Annotated in this window: 15 protein-coding genes; 9 read left to right on the top strand and 6 right to left on the bottom strand. The window is 59.3% G+C overall.

The window, feature by feature from the left end; genetic code table 11:
* Window positions 1-50 precede the first annotated feature (50 nt).
* Window positions 51-662, bottom strand: coding sequence for an RNA 2',3'-cyclic phosphodiesterase (gene thpR, locus R3C19_15015; protein MEZ6061656.1), 612 nt, complete (start codon window positions 660-662; stop codon window positions 51-53).
* 408 nt (window positions 663-1070) lie between these two features.
* On the opposite strand from thpR, the gene R3C19_15010 reads away from it, so the two are divergent.
* Window positions 1071-1298 carry a hypothetical protein gene (locus R3C19_15010; GenBank protein ID MEZ6061655.1) on the top strand — a complete coding sequence of 76 codons (228 nt, stop codon included), beginning with the start codon at window positions 1071-1073 and terminating at the stop codon, window positions 1296-1298.
* A 68-nt stretch (window positions 1299-1366) separates the two neighbouring features.
* Here R3C19_15010 and glpK read toward each other — a convergent pair whose 3' ends face one another.
* The gene (glpK, locus tag R3C19_15005) at window positions 1367-2851 is read right to left on the bottom strand and encodes a glycerol kinase GlpK (protein ID MEZ6061654.1); all 1485 of its coding nucleotides are present in this window, start codon (window positions 2849-2851) and stop codon (window positions 1367-1369) included.
* Window positions 2852-3476: 625 nt separating this feature from the next.
* Here glpK and R3C19_15000 point away from each other — a divergent pair.
* Window positions 3477-4244, top strand: coding sequence for a hypothetical protein (locus R3C19_15000; GenBank protein MEZ6061653.1), 768 nt, complete (start codon window positions 3477-3479; stop codon window positions 4242-4244).
* Window positions 4245-4508: 264 nt separating this feature from the next.
* Here R3C19_15000 and R3C19_14995 read toward each other — a convergent pair whose 3' ends face one another.
* The gene (locus R3C19_14995; protein ID MEZ6061652.1) at window positions 4509-4823 is read right to left on the bottom strand and encodes a branched-chain amino acid aminotransferase; all 315 of its coding nucleotides are present in this window, start codon (window positions 4821-4823) and stop codon (window positions 4509-4511) included.
* A 798-nt stretch (window positions 4824-5621) separates the two neighbouring features.
* Between R3C19_14995 and R3C19_14990 the strand changes: the two genes are divergently transcribed.
* Entirely contained in the window at window positions 5622-6347 is a 726-nt protein-coding gene (locus R3C19_14990; protein MEZ6061651.1) for a Bax inhibitor-1 family protein, read from the top strand.
* 276 nt (window positions 6348-6623) lie between these two features.
* Here the strand turns inward: R3C19_14990 and R3C19_14985 are convergent, their stop codons facing one another.
* The gene (locus R3C19_14985) at window positions 6624-7913 is read right to left on the bottom strand and encodes a beta-ketoacyl-[acyl-carrier-protein] synthase family protein (protein MEZ6061650.1); all 1290 of its coding nucleotides are present in this window, start codon (window positions 7911-7913) and stop codon (window positions 6624-6626) included.
* A gap of 729 nt (window positions 7914-8642) precedes the next feature.
* On the opposite strand from R3C19_14985, the gene R3C19_14980 reads away from it, so the two are divergent.
* On the top strand, window positions 8643-9155 hold the full coding sequence (locus R3C19_14980; protein ID MEZ6061649.1) for a TIGR03546 family protein: 513 nt from the start codon (window positions 8643-8645) through the stop codon (window positions 9153-9155).
* A 201-nt stretch (window positions 9156-9356) separates the two neighbouring features.
* Entirely contained in the window at window positions 9357-11243 is a 1887-nt protein-coding gene (locus R3C19_14975; GenBank protein ID MEZ6061648.1) for a TIGR03545 family protein, read from the top strand.
* 80 nt (window positions 11244-11323) lie between these two features.
* Here R3C19_14975 and R3C19_14970 read toward each other — a convergent pair whose 3' ends face one another.
* Together R3C19_14970 and R3C19_14965 are read right to left on the bottom strand one after the other, a co-directional pair.
* A complete protein-coding gene (locus R3C19_14970; protein ID MEZ6061647.1) occupies window positions 11324-12154 on the bottom strand; it encodes a hypothetical protein in 831 nt (276 codons plus the stop codon).
* Between the two features lie 138 nt (window positions 12155-12292).
* Window positions 12293-13609, bottom strand: a complete 1317-nt coding sequence (locus R3C19_14965) for a homoserine dehydrogenase (protein ID MEZ6061646.1) — start codon at window positions 13607-13609, stop codon at window positions 12293-12295.
* A 481-nt stretch (window positions 13610-14090) separates the two neighbouring features.
* Here R3C19_14965 and R3C19_14960 point away from each other — a divergent pair, with 481 nt between their 5' ends.
* From R3C19_14960 to R3C19_14945, 4 genes are all read left to right on the top strand, one after another.
* Window positions 14091-14948, top strand: a complete 858-nt coding sequence (locus R3C19_14960; protein ID MEZ6061645.1) for a menaquinone biosynthesis protein — start codon at window positions 14091-14093, stop codon at window positions 14946-14948.
* Window positions 14920-16047 carry a cyclic dehypoxanthinyl futalosine synthase gene (gene mqnC / locus R3C19_14955; protein ID MEZ6061644.1) on the top strand — a complete coding sequence of 376 codons (1128 nt, stop codon included), beginning with the start codon at window positions 14920-14922 and terminating at the stop codon, window positions 16045-16047. Before R3C19_14960 ends, mqnC begins: the two co-directional genes overlap by 29 nt.
* 151 nt (window positions 16048-16198) lie before the next feature.
* Window positions 16199-16963 carry an ATP-binding cassette domain-containing protein gene (locus R3C19_14950; GenBank protein MEZ6061643.1) on the top strand — a complete coding sequence of 255 codons (765 nt, stop codon included), beginning with the start codon at window positions 16199-16201 and terminating at the stop codon, window positions 16961-16963.
* Window positions 16964-17135: 172 nt separating this feature from the next.
* On the top strand, window positions 17136-19529 hold the full coding sequence (locus tag R3C19_14945; protein MEZ6061642.1) for an ABC transporter permease subunit/CPBP intramembrane protease: 2394 nt from the start codon (window positions 17136-17138) through the stop codon (window positions 19527-19529).
* Window positions 19530-19536 lie beyond the last annotated feature (7 nt).

Here is a 19536-nt window from a genome sequence, read left to right as displayed (position 1 = left end):
AAACCGCAGTGGCGTTACCGTCAATTCTGCGAGACCCGGGGGGTTATTCATCAGTGCGATTTTGGATCGGCTGAGGCCAGCGGGATTTCACGCAGCGGACGGTAAATCGAACCACCGGGCGCCAGTTGCGATGAGAAGACGGTCACTGAACTGATACGCTGGATCGAGACCGGCTCATTGCTCCAATCCTCCGCGAATTCACGAATGTCGGCACAAGCAGGCGGCTTTGCAGGACGTCGCCATCGTCGGCGCCTCGCGGGCATTCTGGCGATGGTCAGGTGAGGATGAAACGGCCGTTCTTCTGTGTTGAGACCCAGTACTTCGGCCGCCTCGACGCACCGTGCATTCAATCTGGTGAACGTCTCGGTCGGCGTGACGCTCAGCCACACGATCGAAGCTCGACCTGACGCCGGAAAACCGCCGGGCCCACCAATCGCCGCGTCAAATTCCGGAACATCGACGAATTGTTCGGTCAGGCAATCGGCGAAGTCGCCGGCAACCTCATCGGGGATCTCACCAAGAAAGCAAATCGTCACGTGCAGGTTGCCCGGCCTCACGCAGCGAAAGCCCGGGTGACGCGATTCAAAGTCGTCCAGCACGGCGTCAAGACGCTCGTCAGCAGCAATTCGGCAGCCGGCAAAAATGCGAAGAAACCCTGCCACGGCAATCAAAACTTTCAGGGACGGCAAATGCCGCACAACCAGAAACTGCGTCTACTCGGGAACAGCAGTCTACGCTGCCGGATCTGACGACAAACAGCGCGCCGTTCGGCATTCGCCGCTGTCCCGCTGGAACGGTCTGTTCCGAAGGGAGGGAAATCACACACGTCCGCGGCAGCAAATACGGATTGCGGAGAACATTGCATCGTCTCGGTGCGACCGTTCGGCGCTGCGTCACCTCAGCCAATCGTCGCGACGGTTGCAATTGGAATTTTGGATGAAGCCCCTCAACACGCAAGCCCGATAAGTTTGTTAAGGGCGTAAGTCAGGGGCGGGACAACTTCAAGGGGCGGCCTGATCGCAGACTGTTGTTCCGATTGGCAAAATGACAGCATTGGGAAGGGATTGCTGATGCGACCGCGTTTGAGACTGTTCGTCGGCGATGACGGACTGGCTGGAACAGACGTAGCAGACGCAGAGGTTTCGATCGAGCTGGAAGAGCTGACTCGAATTCTGGCCGACGCAATTATCTGGGACCGATCCTGGCTGAGCGACCTGGCGGACGAGCGAGTCAAGGTGTCGTCAGATCTGTACGAAGTCCTGATGGCCTATTCGCACATGCGTCCCACGGCGTCCTGAGTGGCAAGTTCCGGCAAATTCTGCCGGAGCATACGGTGGAAATCCGGCGTCGAGTGCGGGTGTCGCTGCTATCCCGCGTCCCAGCCTCTGGCTCGGTCAACCGCGCGAGCCCAGTGATCGCGCAGCTTTCTGCGATCACCCCGCTTCATCCCGGGACGAAATCGCGAATCCTCCTGCCACTGTCCGGCGATTTCCCGCTGATCTTTCCAGAACCCAACCGCCAGGCCCGCAAGGTACGCCGCTCCCAGAGCCGTCGTTTCGGAAATCCGCGGACGCACCACCGGAACGCCCAGAATGTCGGCCTGGAACTGCATCAGCAGATTATTTACGGAAGCACCACCATCGACGCGAAGCTGCTTGAGTCTGATGCCGGAGTCCGCTTCCATCGCCTGCAGCACCTCGGCCGTTTGATAGGCAATCCCTTCCAGAGCTGCCCGGGCGATGTGCGAAGCCGTCGTGCCGCGAGTCAGTCCGACCAGCGTGCCGCGAGCGTGCGGATCCCAGTGAGGGGCTCCCAGGCCCGCGAACGCCGGCACAAGATAGACGCCTCCGGTATCCGGCACCTGAGCCGCCAGAGTTTCCACGTCGCTCGATTTTCGGATCAGACCCAAACCGTCGCGCAGCCACTGCACAACGGCACCGGCGATAAAGATGCTTCCTTCCAGCGCGTATTCGGTTCGGTCGCCGATTTTCCACGCAATGGTTGTCAGCAGCTTGTGAGTCGAAGGCACGGGCTTTGTGCCGGTGTTCATCAGCATGAAGCAACCTGTCCCGTACGTGTTCTTCACCATCCCGGGTTCCATGCAGGCCTGTCCAAACAGCGCCGCGTGCTGGTCCCCGGCGATCCCGGCAACGGGGATCGATCCGCCGAACGCTTTCGTACTGGCGTAGACTTCGCTGGACGAACGCACGTCCGGCAATACAGCCCGAGGCACGTTGAACAGTGTCAACAGTTCGTCGTCCCACTGCTGAGTATTGATATTGAACAGCATCGTACGGCCCGCGTTGGTTGCGTCCGTCACGTGCAGTGCCCCGCCCGTCAGCTTCCACATCAGCCACGAATCGACGGTACCGAACGCCAGATCACCCTTCGCGGCTCTTGCCCTCAGTTTTCTGATGTTGTCCAGTATCCAGCGGACTTTGGTGCCGGAAAAGTACGCGTCGAGCACAAGTCCCGTCTTCTGCTGAATGACCGGCCCGGCTCCGTCGGCGGCCAGCTTTTCACAGATGCCAGCCGTCCGGCGGTCCTGCCAGACGATCGCGTTGCTGACTGCCTCGCCGGTCGCACGATCCCAGACGACTGTCGTTTCCCGCTGATTCGTGATGCCGATCGCGGCGATATCCTTCGCTGTCGCCGACGCCTTTCTCAGCACAGCCTTTCCGACAGCAAGTTGCGACGACCAGATGTCCTCCGGATCATGCTCGACCCAGCCCGGTTTCGGAAAGAGCTGAGGAAACTCCCGCTGCGCCACAGCGACGATCGAACCACGCTGGTCGAACAGCAGTGCGCGCGAACTGGTGGTTCCCTGGTCCAGAGCAAGAATGTATTTCACGGTACGGCCTTCAAAAGTAGTCTGGGCGAACATGAGCCGCCGCCACGATCGAGTGGCGAATAACACAACCCCTCGATACGACGAAACGAAGCGCAGCGGTGTAACTTCCGCGGACTGACGGCTCAATAATCGGCTGACGATTCACTTCCCGGCCACGGGATCGATGCTGGCCCGCCCGCGCCATCGATCCGCGGAATTCACCCGCACGGTCGCAACGGCGGTATACACTGCCGCAGCGACGTTTCCAAATGAGCAGCCTGTCGCCCGCCGCTTGAAGTTCATTCAGCCGCGGCGACCCTTGCTCATCGCGAGCAGGTCGCGTTCAAGTGTCGCGCAGAACGGAAACAGAATTGGAACCGCTAACAAAACCTGCGAGAGCCTGGGAGTTTTTTAAGGGTTCTTAGAGTCGTTGCCCCATCCACGAATTCGGCCGACTTCAGAGCAGTCCCACCGTCCGTCAGCGTCCGTCATCGTCCCTGCGGGGAGAATCGAACTGCCGGATCGCAGGTGATACTGTTCGCGACCACGAGAACGGCGACTTGATGTCCGTCGTTCCGCCGTCGAAATTCGGCAAATCCAGACACCCGGGAATCCGAACCAGGCACCACTATCAGGCCCGCGAATCATGACTGCACCCAACGAAGACAATCCCTATGCACCTCCGCAGCCCCGGCACGACGCTGCGGAGACGACAGTCCCCGGTGAACGGCTTCAGAAACTACAGTTGACCGGAATCGGCACTCTGTTGGTTTACACAGGGATGCTGATCATTGCACTGGGGGCTGTCGTCGCAGCCCTGATCGCGCTCTTCGGCAGCGCAGCGGGTTCCGGAAGCACGGGCCAGGCAGTTGTGACGGCGATCACGGCATTCGGAAGCGCCGGAATCGGGATCACACTCGGCCTGCTGATCATGTTTGCAGGAAAGCTGCTCTGCCTGTCAGTGCCGTCCCGCGGAACCCGGAAACAACTGCTGACCGGCAGTATCGCGGCCGACGTTCTCTGGCTGTTACTGATCTGCGCGCAGCATCTCCAGCGAAGGAATGGGGGAGTCTTCACAAACGAAGCGTGGACGCATGCGACCGGCAGCTTGCTGCTGGTTCTCTCCCCCATCCTGTTCGTGCTGTTCCTGATGCGCCTGGGACGTTTCCTGGACCGACCGGATGTCACCCGGCGCGGAGTCCCCGTACTTGTCGTGGCGGGAGCATTGGCGCTGTTTACGTTCGTGTCGCCTTCCGCTTCACAGGTCGATGGTGACTCGCTGTTGCAATACGCACGCTTCCTGACGATTCCGATCGGATTGCTGATGTTTATTATGTACGCCAATTTTGTTCTGGCGGCTTCAACAGCGATTCGAAAGCCGGATGCCCGTCCGTCGGCGAAGCACGTCGCGTGACCATAGTGGCCAGTCCATCGTAAATTGATGTGTGCCACTGGCTGTGCCAGTGCCCTGTGGTCCGGAAAACACTGGCACAGCCAGTGGTACACGACCCACCGATCCACGCCTGACAATGCAATAGGGCGCATCGGCGATGATACGGCGTATCAACAACGTGGATGCTGCCGGCGAACCACAGCGCTGCACAGGCATTAGAAAAGCCCGGCATCAAGAGATGCCGGGCGTCCTGATTGTCATGCGATCTATGTCGAACCGCACTGATTAGTAAGCACCCTGTTCCGGACGGCCCGGGCTGTTGCAGCTGATGTTGCAGGCGTTGTCGCATTCATCGGCAAAGTCCAGGAACGTGCTGCCGACAGCTTCGCCTTTCTGACCACTCGCAAGAGTGTAGTAATAGGTCTGGTTGATGCCGCCAACCGCTGAGCCGACGTCTTCCAGTTCCTGATTCACATTGAAGCTCAGTTCGCTCAGACCTGTGATCATGCCGACCACAAGGATCGTGCCGACCAGTACCAGTTCGGCTGAGACAATGAAACCGTTTTCGTCGTTCTTGAGTGCGTGCAGAATGTTCATCATGGTCGTGTTCTCCTGTGCTTTCCTGTTTCGAAGTGGAACGTGTTTCGGTCTTTTTCCCAGGCGGTGTTTCATGTCGCCTGCGTTGTTGAACAATCTGTAAAGCACGGTCGGTGCCAAAACGTTAATCGTGTTCAGATTTCTTGACACAGCAACGACCCGAATGCATCGCAAACCTTTCCACTAACAGAACTTACAGGCTTCCGACAATGACCCGTTGCGGCAGCGAGGCTTTACAATCTCAACATCGCCCGTGTTGAGTTTCGGCAACGCGATTCGTCGCACCGGCTGATCTTCCGCAACAGAAAGGCAGTCAAAATCAAGGAATGTCGGGCGCACCACGGGGAGGCATCAGATGATGCCGGAAGGCAGCGTCGAAAGCCGTTCCTGCGCCTGCCGGATGGCCTGGCATGAAAGCGGGGCCGACTTTCGAATCCATTGTTCCCGGGAAAGAGGGAGCAGCACCTGCTTCAACCCTTTTGTGCAGCGTCGAATCGGGATGATCGGCGGTTTGAGCCGGGTAATTCGGAAGCGGAGGGCAAATCAATCGACCTGTATGACCGCCGCGATCTGACGCAGCCGCTGGCGGCGTTGAGTTAACGCGCCGTGGTCGTCGACGATGCTAAGGCGAGCGGCAGATGAGCTGTTACCTGCCCGCAAACCGCACGCCTAAGACGCGGGTGTCATCAGATTCCGTTGGCGGATTCACAGGCGTCGAGTATCCTGTGGTTGCATTCGCAGCGACCCCTGCGTTCGGGCGCCAGAAAGCTGAACTTCTGAAAACATTGAAAGGCCGCCGCCATGAGTTCACCCGCTGGACATCAATACGATCCCTACTCCGCTCCAATGGACATGTTCGTAGTCGATGCCCAGTTGCAGGAACGACTGGCGTTTCTGCGTCGTGTGTACACGCACGTGTTCGGAGCCATCCTGCTTCTGATTGGCCTGGAGTTCCTCTATTTCCAGACACCGATCGCGACGACGATCCTGCAGACATTCGGCCGGATGTGGTTCATCGCGCTGATCGGAGTCATCGCCGCGTGTTGGTTCGCTCAGAAGCTGGCCTGCAGCGGAGCGTCCGCAGCAGCTCAATATGGCGGTCTTGGCCTGTACGTCTTTGCGGAATCGATCTTCCTTGTCCCAGCCATCGGATTCGCGCTGTTTCGGGATCCGAACATTCTGGGAAAAGCCGCTTTTCTGACGTTTGCGATCACCGGAGGACTGACGCTGGTGGTGATCGTCAGCAGAAAGGACTTTTCGTTCCTTCGAAATGCACTCTATCTGGGAGGTATCGCGCTGTTCGCGATCGGCATCGCATCGTTCTTCTTCGGCGGCTTCAGCCTGGGAATTCTTTTCTCCGCGCTGGTCGTCGTGCTGATGTGCGGATACATCCTGTATGAAACATCGCTGATCATGAACCATCTGCCGACGACCGCCCATGTCGCGGGAGCACTGATGATCTTTGGCTCGATGGCCGAACTCTTCCGCCACCTGATCTACATTATGTCGTTCCTGAATGACGACTAACCCGGATTATTCACGCGATCCGCAATTCCTGACGTAGAGCGTCCTGGACAAGCACGTTGGCTCGAATTGGCGAAATGCACACTTTACGACGGGACTCCGATCCCGTCGCTGCAATTCGACGGGATCGGAGTCCCGTCGTACAACCCGTGAAGAGTCCGGGCCAAACAAAGCGGACGGCTGCCGCGTGGCTAAGATCTCCGCGCAGGCGGAAACGTACGGAGTCTCTGACAGCGCGTAACTGGTCTCCGAATGTGAGCATCGGAACCGGGCATCGAATCAGATCGCTCGCAACACAGCCGCGGCGCTTTGTCCCATCGCGGTGCGATTGACCGTGATCGCAGTACGGGTCCGCAGTCGCTGCGGACCTCCCCGCACCACATTCAGACGGCAGCGAGGATCGGGAATCTCGTAGTTCAGCGTTGCCGGAACTTCGCCGTATTTCAGGGCGAGCAGCGTACCGGCCATTTCGACGGCACCCGCTCCGGAATCAAAGTGTCCCACGAAGCTTTTCATCGCGGTGACCGGCACCTTCAGCAGGCAATCCCCAAAGACGCGGTTGTAGGCCCGTGATTCGACGATGTCGTCCGGCTGAGTACTCTTTCCCTGCGCGTTTACATGGCCAAGTTCCTCGGGGCGGATCTTCGACTTGCGGATCGACGTTTCCATCGCTCGCACAAGGCCCAGACCACCGGCTTCGTTTGCGGAACCCCGCCCGTCGCAGCCGGCACCAATGCCAAGGATCTCGGCGTAGATGTTGGCTCCCCGCCGGACGGCATGTTCGTAGCTTTCGACGATAAATGTCGCACCGCCTTCGCCCACGACAGCACCATCGCGTTCGAAGTCAAACGGCCGGCAGGCCCGCGAAGGATCATCTGATCGTCGGGAAAGGCCCTCAAAGCGATGAAACTTAGCAATGTCAACGGGATGAATGTTGGAACTTGCAGCGCCGACAATCATGACATCCGCACGATCCGCTTCGATGATTCGGACGGCCTCGGCCAGAGCCAGCAGGGCTGACGTGTCACGACAGGTGATCGTGTTGTTCGGACCACAGGCGTTGTGGTCGATAGAAATATGGCACGCCGGCATATTGGGAAGCTGGCGCAAAAGCCACAGCGGCGCGATACTTCCCACGGCGCCTTCACCCCAGCGGGTCAGTTCGAAATCGCCTGCTTCGCTGCGGCACAAATTGGCGGCGGCGGCCAGTTCGGACGGGTGCGAGGTCATGCGTCCCGCACCAAATTCGACGCCAAATCGGTATGGGTCGATGTCGCCCGGCTGAATTCCCGCGTCACGGACGGCCAGATTCGCAGATGCCACACCGAGCTGGATGTCGCGGGACATCACTTTCAGGAACTTGCGCTCACGCAAATGTTTGGCGGGTTCGAAGTCACGAACCTCAGCGCCAAAGGCTGACGGCAGCCCGTCACCGGGAATGGAATGCAGAAAATCGATTCCGGAGCGATTGCTGGAAAGGCTGTTCCAGAAATTGTCGTTGCCGATACCAATTGGAGAGACAACTCCAACACCGGTGACGACTACGCGAACCCCATCGCACCCAGCCATGGTTACGCCTCACAAGGCCGAGACCGCCGACTCATACAGCGACTCAACCTGACCCATCTTGAGAATGTTGCCGAAAGTCCCTTTCAGCGGTCGGCTGGCACCGCACCCCATGCGAGACGCCAACCGAAGCCAGACGCGCCCTCGTTTGAAGACGCCAAACATCAACCGGAAATACGCTCCCCAGCGTTATTTCCCGGCCCGAAACACTCTTTTATCGACTGTGAACCAGCCACCCGTGAGATTTCACACGCGCAGCAGCCTCCACAGCACCTGAACCAAATTACATGAGGGCGAGCTCAAATTGTCAAGTGCGACGGGAGCTTTCCGATTGATTCCAAATCGGGAGAAATGCTGCCATTCAATGAGATTCGGCCGAATTTGCCGGAGCGCTCACGCCGGCTCACGACAACCAAACCCGATTGCGCCGCGAGTCAGATCCTGCGGTGCCCGTAATGTGACGCCTGGCCAAAACCGCCCGGACGGCCACGTGTCCGGATTGGACCCGGCAGAGACTTGTGGCAATTCCTGCGGGTGTCCACCGGTTCCGGAATCATCTGCCGAAAAGGAGCCGGAATGCCGGTCACCGGAATGCCGCCGATATGCGATCCGGACGCCATGATATTGACCGGCTGTCGTGGGCGAAGCGAATATCCGAATGTCGCTCTCCGAAGGTTTTCGGGGTCGTCCAAACGCCGCCATGGGCGGTGACCGCGTAAAGGATTTGCTGCAATGTTCATCGTCTTGAAACCTCTGCGGCTGGCATTGAAGGCGCTGTTGGCCCAGTCTTCGCCACGGCAGATGTCGCTCGGGCTGGCACTGGGAGTACTGGTCGGACTGGTACCAAAGGGAAACTTGCTGGCAGTCTTCCTTGGCGTTTTCCTTGCGGCCACTCGCGTGAATCTGGGGATCGCCGCCGCAGCAATCGTCGCCGTCACGTTTGCGTCGACGCTGCTTGATCCACTGTCCGATCGGCTGGGATCCTGGCTGCTGACCATGCCGGCCCTCCAGAACGTGTGGACTCAGCTGTACAACGCGCCGGTGATGCCGTGGACCGCATTCAACAATTCCGTGGTGCTCGGCAGCTTTGTGATCGGGCTCCTGGCTGTCTATCCGGTTCATCGCTGCTCTCGACCTGTCTTTGAAAAGTACTCGAAGGTTGTCGGCCCGTGGGCCAGGAGGTTCTGGCTCACGCGAGTCCTGCTCGGGGCCGAATGGGCTGACCGGCTGGGAACGGCGGGCTGAGTCGCGGCCCGGACACCCGCCAGCGGGTTGCCCTGAAGGACAAGCCGGTGCCGGGCGACGGCAGGCCGTTCACGACACGGCAGTTGTCGCCGGCTTCCGAATCATTCGAAATCGCACTTCATTCCGCGCCATAGTGATGTCCGGATACCCGGGCAGCATGACGGAAACGGTTGTTATGGAATTCAGAGCAAGGAAGCTCGAATGCGCTGGAGCTATCTGATCCCGAGGCTCATCCTGGTGGCGATCCTTTGGGCGGCAATGGCCTTCGGCTTTGATCCTCTGCTGAGGTACTCGGCCATCACCGGACTGCAGTCCATAACCGGTGCAAAGGCGGACATTGAGTCCTTAAGCACGGGATTCTTTCCGCCTCGGCTTACCATCGACGGCGTTGCTCTGGCCAGTGCCGGTCGCCCCGGAACAAATCTGATGGAATTCCGGGCGCTGACGATGACGATGAACGGCGATTCGCTGCTGCGGAAGTCGTTCGTCGTCGAAGAAGCCACCATGACCGGAATTCGCTTCGGCACCGCCCGCAGCGACAACGGCAAGTTGGAAGTCGCCCCGGAACCGGAAGACACCGAACCGTCGTGGCTGGCGGAGAAGCTTCGCAGCATCGGCGATGAATGGCTGGAGGATCTGACGGCCCAGGCAAAGGCCCAGGTTGATCCGAATACTCTGGAGACCTACCGCACCGGTCGCGAGTTGCATGAAAAATGGGACGCTCGCTTTGACGTGATGTCGGGTGAGGTCGGCAGTCTGAAACAGCAGGTCGACGCCCTGAGGCAACAGATGGATGCGGCAAAAAAAACGGAGCCGCTGCAGCAGATCGAAATGTACCTGCAGATTGCCCAGCGAGCCGACCTGCTGCTCCGCGAGGCTCAGCAGATGAAGTCCGGAATCACCGGCATTGTTCCGGAAGTGCAGCAGGACTTCGCACGACTGAATCAGGCTCGTCTGAACGATCAGGAAATGGTCGTCCGAAAGGTCAAACTGCTGAAACCGGACGCTCGGCGGATCTCAGAATCGCTGATCGGCGAAGAAATGTATCTGCAACTGCAGCAGGTACTGAGCTGGCTGGAGACGGCTCAGGAATATCAGCATGACCTGCAGCATCAGGTAAAGCCCGAACGGATTCGCGGCACCGATTTCGAATTCGAACTGTTCAACCCGACCCCTCGTCTGCTGTGCAGGAAGGTTCTGCTGGACGGGGAATTTCGACTGAACGGCCAGCCAGCGCCGTTTCAGGGAGTCCTGACCGATGTTACCAGCGACGCTCACATGCATGGCGTTCCCGCGGTGCTGAAAGTGAAGACGTCGGGCGAACGGCCGCTGCAGTTGCTGGTGCGATATGACGCCACAACCGAAAACGCCCGCACGGAGATTCTGGCAGACTACATCGGTGACCCGGACAAGCGTCTTTCCATCGGCAAGCCGGACAAAGTTCAGATGCTGACAAGCCTGAAACAGCAGCACTGGAATGCGGAACTGGTCGTCGAGAACGGAGAGATTGCCGGCCGAATTGAACTGAATTCGGAACTGGGCGAGACGGCGTGCGCGGCCCCGGCCGACAGGTCCGGCATTCTGAGTCAGATGCTGGCGGACGTTTCCTCCTCGATCCATCACGTCAACGCGACGGTTCAGTTAACGGGAACTCTGAAGAAACCGCACGTTTCCATCGCCTCCGACGTGGGAGAACAATTCTCGGCCGGACTGCAGACAGCACTTGACGCTCAGGTCGCGCACCTGAAGACGCGGCTGGTGGCGGAAGTCGACCGGACGGTTGCCGAACAGCGGGAAAAACTCACAGCCGGGTTCGGCAAGCGATACGACGAACTGCTGGCTGACAACGCGGACGTCGTAACCAAGATCCAGCAGGCTCAGCAACTTGTCGCGACACTGCGTTCCGGACGAGTCGACCCGAATCAGGTCATCCGCCAGGTCTCAGAATCCGGTCTGCTGAAGGAAAAGGACCAGCAGAAGCTCGAAAAGACGCTGGGTGAAGGGAACAAGGTTCTGGGCGGTTTGAAAGACCCGAACGAAGCCCTGCGACAGGCCGTCCCGAAGCTGGGCGGCAAGCTGTTTCGATAGCAATAATGCCCTGAACGCATTGGCGAGCCGCGCGACGTCAAAGAATTGACAGCATTGTTGCTGGCACTCTGAACGCGCTGCTACCGGCCGAAGTCCAACAGTCGTTTCAGCGAAAACGCCTGGCTGTGGACAAGTATGAAGAACGGTTCCTGCGGATCAAACGGAGGCTGCCGCCAGGCAACTTCCCAGACCGGCTTGTCATCCAGTGATGCCTTGAGAGCGTAGCCGGTCATTGGAGCCAGCGAGTAGTGCCAGCGGTAACCTTCGGCCGATGTCAGTGCTTCAATGACGATCATCAGTTCCGGGTCCGTGCCGTGAGCATGCACGAAGAGTGCCCCGTCGAGCGTGTTTGATTTGTCCTGTCCGAACCTAAGCAGCGGTTTTGCCATCAGACGCAGTTCATCGGAGTTTTCCCGGCCCTCAAAGTTGTCCGACACGGAAAATCGGGCGGCGATCTGCCGCATCTGAACCAGCCGCCTGACGGGATTCTCGGCAGGTTCGGGAGCATCCGGCACCGGCTTCACATCGACGCCCGCGCGATGCGGCTCCCAAACGGTTTGGCCGTCGCGAGTCACGCGAAACGGCAACGGAGACAGCGACTGAAACTCATGAATCCACAGGTCGTCACTGGTCAGAAAGACCTGAGCCCCCGCCATCGGCCGGCCTTCATCAGATGTCCAGACAAAGAAGCCTCCGTCCTGCAAACCGCTGACGGGATTGGTGAACCGCAGCAGCGGGTCGGGCCCGGGGGTGAGCTTCGCGTCGAAGTCAGGACTCAGGCGAAAGTCGTAGTCTTTGATCGACGACTTCATGAAATCCAGGCGGATCTCCGACGGAGTCGGTGACGGGGGCTCATCGGCCGGACACTGCGACGCGGCCAGAAGCAACAGCACAAATGTAACAGGTTTCATCGCGGCACTCCGAAATCTTCAGACGCATTGTCTGTAACGAGTTTAGCGGTCGCGAGGTAACATTCTCAAGCCCGTGCCATCACATCATCGGCAGGTATCGCGACGAAATGCCCAACGAGCTCGGCGCGCTGCGCGACGTCAGTCCGCAATCGGCAGGCGAATACTCGTTCCGCGAATGCTGGACAACTGGCTGAGTTCCCGATCGGCCGCGCGCAGGCTGCCTTCGGTCGTCCGGTGAGTCATGATGACCAGGCGAGCGACTCCAGACTCGGCGTCTTCGTCCGTTTCCGGCGTTTCGTCCTGCCTGACCGATGAAATGCTGATGCCGTTTCGGCCCAGAATATCAGCGATATCCGCCAGGACGTGCGGGCGATCGTCGACGGTGAAACGCAGGTAGAATCGCCGGCTGAGGTCTTCCGGAGGCTGAATCGGCATCGGCTGCCGCGCTTCCGACCGCAGCAACGACCGGAAGGTAATGGCCGCCCGCCCGGTCGCGTAGTCGATGATGTCGGCGACAACAGCGGACGCCGTGGGAAGCTGTCCGGCTCCGGCCCCGGAAAATATCACCCGACCGACGGCATCACCTTCAATCGCCACGATATTGTCCGCTCCGTCGATCTTCGCGATCGTGCGAGTCGCCCGAATCAGAGTCGGGAGAACAGACATTTCGATGTGACCGTTCGTCAAACGAGCGTTCGCCAGCAACTTGATCTTGTAGCCCAGCTCCGCGGCGACCTGCAGATCAAGCAGTTCCAGCGTATCGATGCCGCCTCGCAGGATCCCGTCCAGCGGAACCCGCGTCGAAAACGCCAGCATCGTCAGAATGGACAGTTTCTGAGCCGCGTCGGTACCGTCCACGTCCATTGTCGGATCAGCTTCGGCATAGCCCAGCGCCTGAGCCTGCGTCAGCACATTTTCATACGACCGGTGATCGTTGAGCATGTGGGTCAGAATGAAATTACTGGTTCCGTTCAGGATGGCTTCGATCGACAGAATGCGGTTGGCCGTCAGTGCCTGAGTCACAGCGCTGATGATCGGAATGCCTCCGGCGACGGCCGCTTCGAAGCCAATGGTTTTGCCCAGCCTGCCGGCCAGCTCAAACAGCGATTCACCGTGTTCGTACAGCAGAGCTTTGTTGGCGGTGACGATGTCCTTTCCCGCATTCAGGAACCGCTGCATGTATTTCAAAGCCGGGTTGGTGCCTCCCATGAGCTGCACGACCAGGTCAATTTGCGGGTCATCAGCCAGTGCGTCGATTGTGTCCGTCACGACAATTTCGCCGGGCAGAAATTCGCGCGGCTTTCCGGTGTCGCGGACGACGACATGGCGAATGTTGATGCGCCGCCCGGCTCGCACGGCGATCAATTCCGCCTGCGATGCAAGAATTTTCGCCACGCCGGAACCGACCGTGCCGAAGCCGACAAGGCCGATGTTAAGATCTGAGCGTTCTGTCATGCGATATTCCTCGTACCGGGGCTCTGCCCTGGTACGCATTGCCAGGAGGCTCTGCCTCCGGTACCTCGTTCGCCAGGCTCCCGTCGAGTCCGTGGCTGGCAACAGCGTTACTAACCACTTACCGGGATTCCGTCGAATCCGAAAGCGGACCATTGCCGACAGCGCGTTCCCAATCGGAGCCGGGGGATGAGAACGAATCGCAGTTAATTGTCTGGAAAAGCGGCGGATAATAGCAGGGCGGCCCGCTGCGTCGAATCGGCTGGTCGCCGGTTGAGTCGCTTTCGACGGCCCCTATACTGACAAGTGTAAGACGGGACTCCGATCCCGTCGAAACCAGAACGATGACCTTCCAGCGCAGTCGTGAAGCCGCTGAAAACGAACCGACGGCCCTGGAAGACCATCGTACAGATCTTTAGCGACGGGACCGGAGTCCCGTCGTACCTTGACCGCCCACGGATGATTTGCGGAGTTTTCACCAACCGTGTCCGACACCAAACCGGCGGCCGTTCGACTTGGAGCGGTCAGCTATCTCAACTCCAAACCGCTGATTCAGGATCTGGCCGAATTGCTGCCGGGTTCAGAAATCACGCTGGAATATCCCAGCCGACTGGCGGATTCGCTGGCAGACGGCGATCTCGACGTGGCCCTGATTCCGTCGATCGAATTCTTCCGAAACCCCGGCCACGACATCATTTCCGACGCCTGCGTGGCCGCTCGCGGCGAAGTGCTGAGCGTCAAACTCTACTGCCGCGTCCATCCCGGCGACGTCCAGCGGATCGCTCTCGATGAAGGGTCGCGGACAAGCGCCACGCTGGCTCGCATCATTCTGGCCGAGCGTTTCGGAGCATTTCCCGAGATCGAACCGCTGTCGATGGAATCTGTCACCACCGATACCAGTGCCGATGCCGTCCTGCTGATCGGCGATCGGGCGATGCATACTCCCGACGAACACTTCTACCAGGTCATGGATCTGGGTGACGTCTGGTACCAGTGGACGGGGCTGCCGTTTGTGTTCGCCATGTGGGTCGCTCGACACGACGCGGACGTTTCCGGAATTGCCGACGCGCTGAACGAAGCCCGCGATCGCGGCGTCAGGGCCATTCAAAAAATCGCAGGGGACGAATCGCCCAAGCTGCAGATCAGCGAGAAACTGGCGTTCGACTATCTGACGAAAAACCTGTACTACAGGATGACATCCGCTGAACGCAGTGGTCTGGAACTTTTTCACCAACTGGCAACTCAGAACAATCTGGTCAACCTTCATGCCCGCCACTGCCGCACCGAATCAGCCATCCCTGACTTCGCCACAAGTGTCTTCGCCGATCTCGTCAATCCTTGACAAGGCCGTCGCCGGAGAACGCCTGACCTTTGAAGAAGGTCTGAGGCTGCTGGAATCTCACGACCTGCCGGCGATCGGAGCCGCCGCCAACGCTGTAACTCAGCGGCTGCATCCGGAACCGTTCCGCACCTACAACATCGATCGCAACATCAACTACACCAACGCGTGTACCGCGGTCTGCGACTTCTGTGCGTTCTATCGGCCGCCCGATCATCCGGATGTCTACGTGCTGCCAATCGAAACGCTGCTGAAGAAGATTGAGGAAACCGTGGCTCTCGGCGGTGACCAGATTCTGCTGCAGGGAGGCCTTCATCCCAAGCTGCCGCTGGAATGGTATGAAGACATGCTGCGGCAGATGAAGCAGCACTTCCCGCAGGTCAACATTCACGGCTTCAGCCCGCCGGAAATCCATCACTTCACGAAGATCGCAAAGTTGCCGTTGCGAACGGTGCTGGAACGACTGAAAGCCGCCGGACTGGGAAGCATCCCCGGTGGCGGCGGCGAAATTCTCGTCGATCGAGTCCGCAAAGAAATCACCCGCGGCAAAGTGCTGACCGACGACTGGCTGAACGTCATGCGAGTCTGGCATGAACTCGGCGGGAAATCGACGGCCACGATGATGTTCGGTCACGTCGAAACGCTGGCCGAACGGATCGAGCACCTGGACCGTGTCCGCCAGCTTCAGGACGAAACCGGCGGCTTCACAGCGTTCATCTGCTGGACGTTTCAGCCGGACAACACGGATATGGCCGATATCCCTCCCGCCGGCGCGTTCGAGTACCTGAAGACTCAGGCGGTCAGCCGGCTGTACCTGGACAACGTGCCGAACGTCCAGTCGTCCTGGGTCACTCAGGGAGAAAAAGTCGGTCAGTTGGCCCTGTTGTTCGGAGCCAACGACATGGGCAGTCTGATGATCGAAGAGAACGTGGTGTCTCAGGCCGGCACGGTGTATCACCTGACGGTGGAGAGCATTCGCCGCTGTATCACGAATGCCGGCTATGTCCCGCGGCAACGCAACGTGTTTTACGATTACATCGATCAGACGGACGAGGTGACGTCAGCACCGATCGCTCCGGTCCTGCCAATTCTGCCGTCATAAAGCGGCAAGCGTCGATCGGAATGCTCCGTCCCGCGCGGACGAGTGTGGTAGCCTTGCGCAACCGTACGACGGGACTCCGATCCCGTCGCGCCGAATTTCGACGGGATCGGAGTCCCGTCGTGCAATCGGACAGCAACGCGCGACGCACCCCATGATCCGAGTCCACCACCTCACCAAGATCTTCGACGATTCCCGTACCGGAGGCTTTACCGCCCTGGACGACGTCTCGTTTGAGGTCCGCGCCGGAGAGATCTACGGGCTGCTCGGTCCCAACGGCGCCGGCAAAACAACCTGCCTGCGGATTCTCAGTACGGTGCTGAAGCCAACTCGCGGAGTCGCCGAAGTCGCCGGTCTGAACGTCATGCGCGATCCCGAAGGTGTGCGGCGGAAGATCGGCTTCATGTCCTGCAACACCGGCATCTACGACCGCATGACCGCGCGCGAGATGGTGGAATACTTCGGTCGGCTGTACGGAATACCCGAGGAAAAACTCCAGAAGCGCATCGACGAAATCTTCGACGTGCTGCAGATGAACGAGATCCGCGACCGGCTCGGCGGCAAGATGTCGACCGGCATGAAGCAAAAGGTCTCGATCGCCAGAACCATCGTCCACGACCCGCCGGTGATCATCTTCGACGAACCCACCTCAGGGCTTGACGTCCTGGTCGCCCGCAATGTGCTGCAAGCGGTGAAGTCACTGAAGGATCAGGGGAAGTGCATCATTTTCTCGACACACATCATGCGGGAAGTGGAGAAACTGTGCGACCGCATCGGCGTGATTCATCGCGGAGCCATTCTCGCTCAGGGAACACTGCCGGAACTGGCCGACCGGTTCGAACAGCCGGACGTCGAGGAGCTGTTCTTCGATTTGATTCACCGCAAAGACAAAGAAATGCAGGCCGCCGCTCATGTTTAACCGCGAGCCCTGGCGAGCGTTTCGCCGTGGCGGCTCGCTGCCACGATCAATCGGTTGGATCGGACGGATCAGTCGGATTAGTCTGGCTGTGGAGTTTGAGCGTCGCCGGAGTCATATCAACCGTCAGACCGCAGCGCTCCCCAGGGGGCGCGGTTAAACATTCGGGACAATGATGAGTTGGAAGAACATCAAACTGATTTTCCTGCGGGAAGTGCGTGACCAGCTTCGCGACCGGCGAACGCTGTTCATGATCACAATTCTGCCCGTGCTGCTGTACCCGATGCTGGGGCTCGGCATGGTGGAAATGATGCTGACGTTCAGCGAACAGCGCCGGACAGTCGCCATTCTGAATGCCGCCGATCTGCCCGATGATCCCGCGTTTCTGGATGACGTCGGCATCCGTCACGAGTGGCTGGGCATTGACGACCAGGAGCCTTCACCGTTTCGGGTCATCACCGATCTGGAAACGCCGCTGTCCGATGAAGAGCTTCCCGTCACGCGACGCGGGTCACTCAGCCGTGATGAACTTCTGAAGAACTCTCGGCAACTGGCCGAGCGGATTCGGCAGTCGCAGGACAGCGGGAACAGTGACCCGAATCTCAGCGAGGTCTTCAACCGCAGCGGCATTCAGACGCTGGTGCTGATTCCGAAAGGTTACGCCGAATCCGTGCGCAACATGCAGCGCAGCCTGCGAACTCGCGACAGTCGTGACGAGCCGGCAGTGACGAACCCGCCCCCGCTGCTGATCGTCCGCAACAGTGCGGACGACAAGTCGGTTGTTGCGTTTAACCGCGTCCACAATGCCCTGCAGCGATGGGAAGACGCACTGCGGCGGGATGTGTTTGCTCAGGCTTCGCTGCCCGAACTGCTGCAGAAGCCGGCTCGCATCGACTTCGTGGAAGTGGCCCGCGGCGAACAGGTCGCGGCCAACGTCTGGAGCAAGATGTTTCCCGCGATGCTGGTCATTATGGCGCTGACGGGTGCGTTCTATCCGGCAATCGACCTGGGAGCCGGCGAAAAGGAACGCGGCACGATGGAAACGCTGCTGATCAGTCCGGCTCGGCGAGTGGAACTGGTGCTTGGCAAATTCGCCACGATCCTGTTGTTCAGCATCACCTCGGCACTGATGAACCTGCTGAGCATGGGACTGACGGGACGCAACATGGCCTCCGCCCTTGGCAGCGGAGTTGGCGCGGCCATCAATCTGGACTTTCCGCCGCTGAGTTCACTGGTGTGGCTGCTGGTGCTGCTGATCCCGCTGTCGTCGCTGTTCAGCGCGTTGTGCCTGGCTCTGGCGACCTTTGCCAAGTCGTCCAAGGAAGGTCAGTACTACCTGACGCCGCTGTTGATGGTGGTTATGGGCCTGACGATGTTTTGTCTGTCGCCGTCCGTCGAGATGACTCCGCTGTACAGCGTGCTGCCCGTCATCAACGTCGCGCTGCTGCTGAAGGGTCTTCTGCTGACGACCTCTCAGTCAGGAGATCTGCTGGCCTATGCCGTGCCGGTGCTGGTCAGCAGTTGCGGTTACAGCATGCTGGCCATCTGGTGGGCCATCGATCTGTACAACAGCGAAGATGTGCTGTTTCGTGAAGCCGAAAAATTCGATGTGCGGAACTGGGTTGGTCAATTGATGCGGACGAAAGACGCCGTGCCCGCGTTCCCGGAAGCTATCTTCTGCTTTATCCTGATTCTGATTCTGCAGTTCGTCGCGATGAGCCAGCTGCAGCCGGACCTGAGTTCGGGAGATCCCGGCCGCACCATGATGCGACTGATTGTCATACAGCAACTGACAATGATTGCCTGCCCGGCGATTTTCATGGGAATGCTGCTGACCACCAGCCTGCGGGCGACGTTTCGCCTCAGAATGCCGAAGGCCACATCACTGCTGACGGGAATCGCGCTGGCCGCGATGGCTCACCCGATCAGTGTGGAACTGAACAGCTTTCTGATGCACCGGGGTGTGTTTCCGGAACTGCCGGAAGCCGTCGCCCGCGTGAATCAACTGATGACGTCGAATCAGCATCCTTCGTGGCTGCTGATTCTGGTGCTGGCCGTGACACCTGCGATCTGCGAGGAAATCGCGTTTCGGGGATTCATTCTTAGCGGACTTGCCCGTGGCGGTCGTCTGGCGATTGCCATCGTGATGTCGGCGGTCATGTTCGGAATGGTGCACCTGATTCCTCAGCAGATCTTCAACACGGCGCTGCTGGGACTGCTGCTGGGACTGCTGGCTGTTCACAGCCGCAGCCTGTTTCCCGCGATCGCCTTCCACTTCACGAATAACGCGATCGCGACGTTCTACACGCGCAGCGGAGCAGCGTTCCCGGTGGATGGCGTGTTCTTCTCGCACGACGTAAACCAGCAGTTGCGCTACGAAGCTCCGTTGCTGATTCTGTGTGGAATCGGAGTCTGCATTGTGGCGGTCCGCATGATCCGGGACCTGATTGCCGAACAGGAAGCCAGGCGGCGAGGCGAACTGCTGCCCTATGTGGATCCCGCATCCGGGGGAGACGAATCACACACGGCGAGCCAACTGACCAGACCCGCAACAGGCAGCGCGGTTTGAATCCGCT

Source organism: Planctomycetaceae bacterium (assembly GCA_041398785.1).
GTDB lineage: Bacteria > Planctomycetota > Planctomycetia > Planctomycetales > Planctomycetaceae > JAWKUA01.
Note: the sequence above shows the minus strand (reverse complement) of the source record. Positions and strands in the feature narration are given on the sequence as shown.

What these genes read in the sequence shown, in the direction of transcription:
- R3C19_15010 (MEZ6061655.1), top strand. Translation starts at nt 1,071, where the DNA reads ATGCGACCGCGTTTGAGACTGTTCGTCGGCGATGACGGACTGGCTGGA.
- R3C19_15000 (MEZ6061653.1), top strand. Translation starts at nt 3,477, where the DNA reads ATGACTGCACCCAACGAAGACAATCCCTATGCACCTCCGCAGCCCCGG.
- R3C19_14995 (MEZ6061652.1), bottom strand. Translation starts at nt 4,823, where the DNA reads ATGATGAACATTCTGCACGCACTCAAGAACGACGAAAACGGTTTCATT.
- R3C19_14990 (MEZ6061651.1), top strand. Translation starts at nt 5,622, where the DNA reads ATGAGTTCACCCGCTGGACATCAATACGATCCCTACTCCGCTCCAATG.
- R3C19_14985 (MEZ6061650.1), bottom strand. Translation starts at nt 7,913, where the DNA reads ATGGCTGGGTGCGATGGGGTTCGCGTAGTCGTCACCGGTGTTGGAGTT.
- R3C19_14980 (MEZ6061649.1), top strand. Translation starts at nt 8,643, where the DNA reads ATGTTCATCGTCTTGAAACCTCTGCGGCTGGCATTGAAGGCGCTGTTG.
- R3C19_14975 (MEZ6061648.1), top strand. Translation starts at nt 9,357, where the DNA reads ATGCGCTGGAGCTATCTGATCCCGAGGCTCATCCTGGTGGCGATCCTT.
- R3C19_14970 (MEZ6061647.1), bottom strand. Translation starts at nt 12,154, where the DNA reads ATGAAACCTGTTACATTTGTGCTGTTGCTTCTGGCCGCGTCGCAGTGT.
- R3C19_14965 (MEZ6061646.1), bottom strand. Translation starts at nt 13,609, where the DNA reads ATGACAGAACGCTCAGATCTTAACATCGGCCTTGTCGGCTTCGGCACG.
- R3C19_14950 (MEZ6061643.1), top strand. Translation starts at nt 16,199, where the DNA reads ATGATCCGAGTCCACCACCTCACCAAGATCTTCGACGATTCCCGTACC.
- R3C19_14945 (MEZ6061642.1), top strand. Translation starts at nt 17,136, where the DNA reads ATGAGTTGGAAGAACATCAAACTGATTTTCCTGCGGGAAGTGCGTGAC.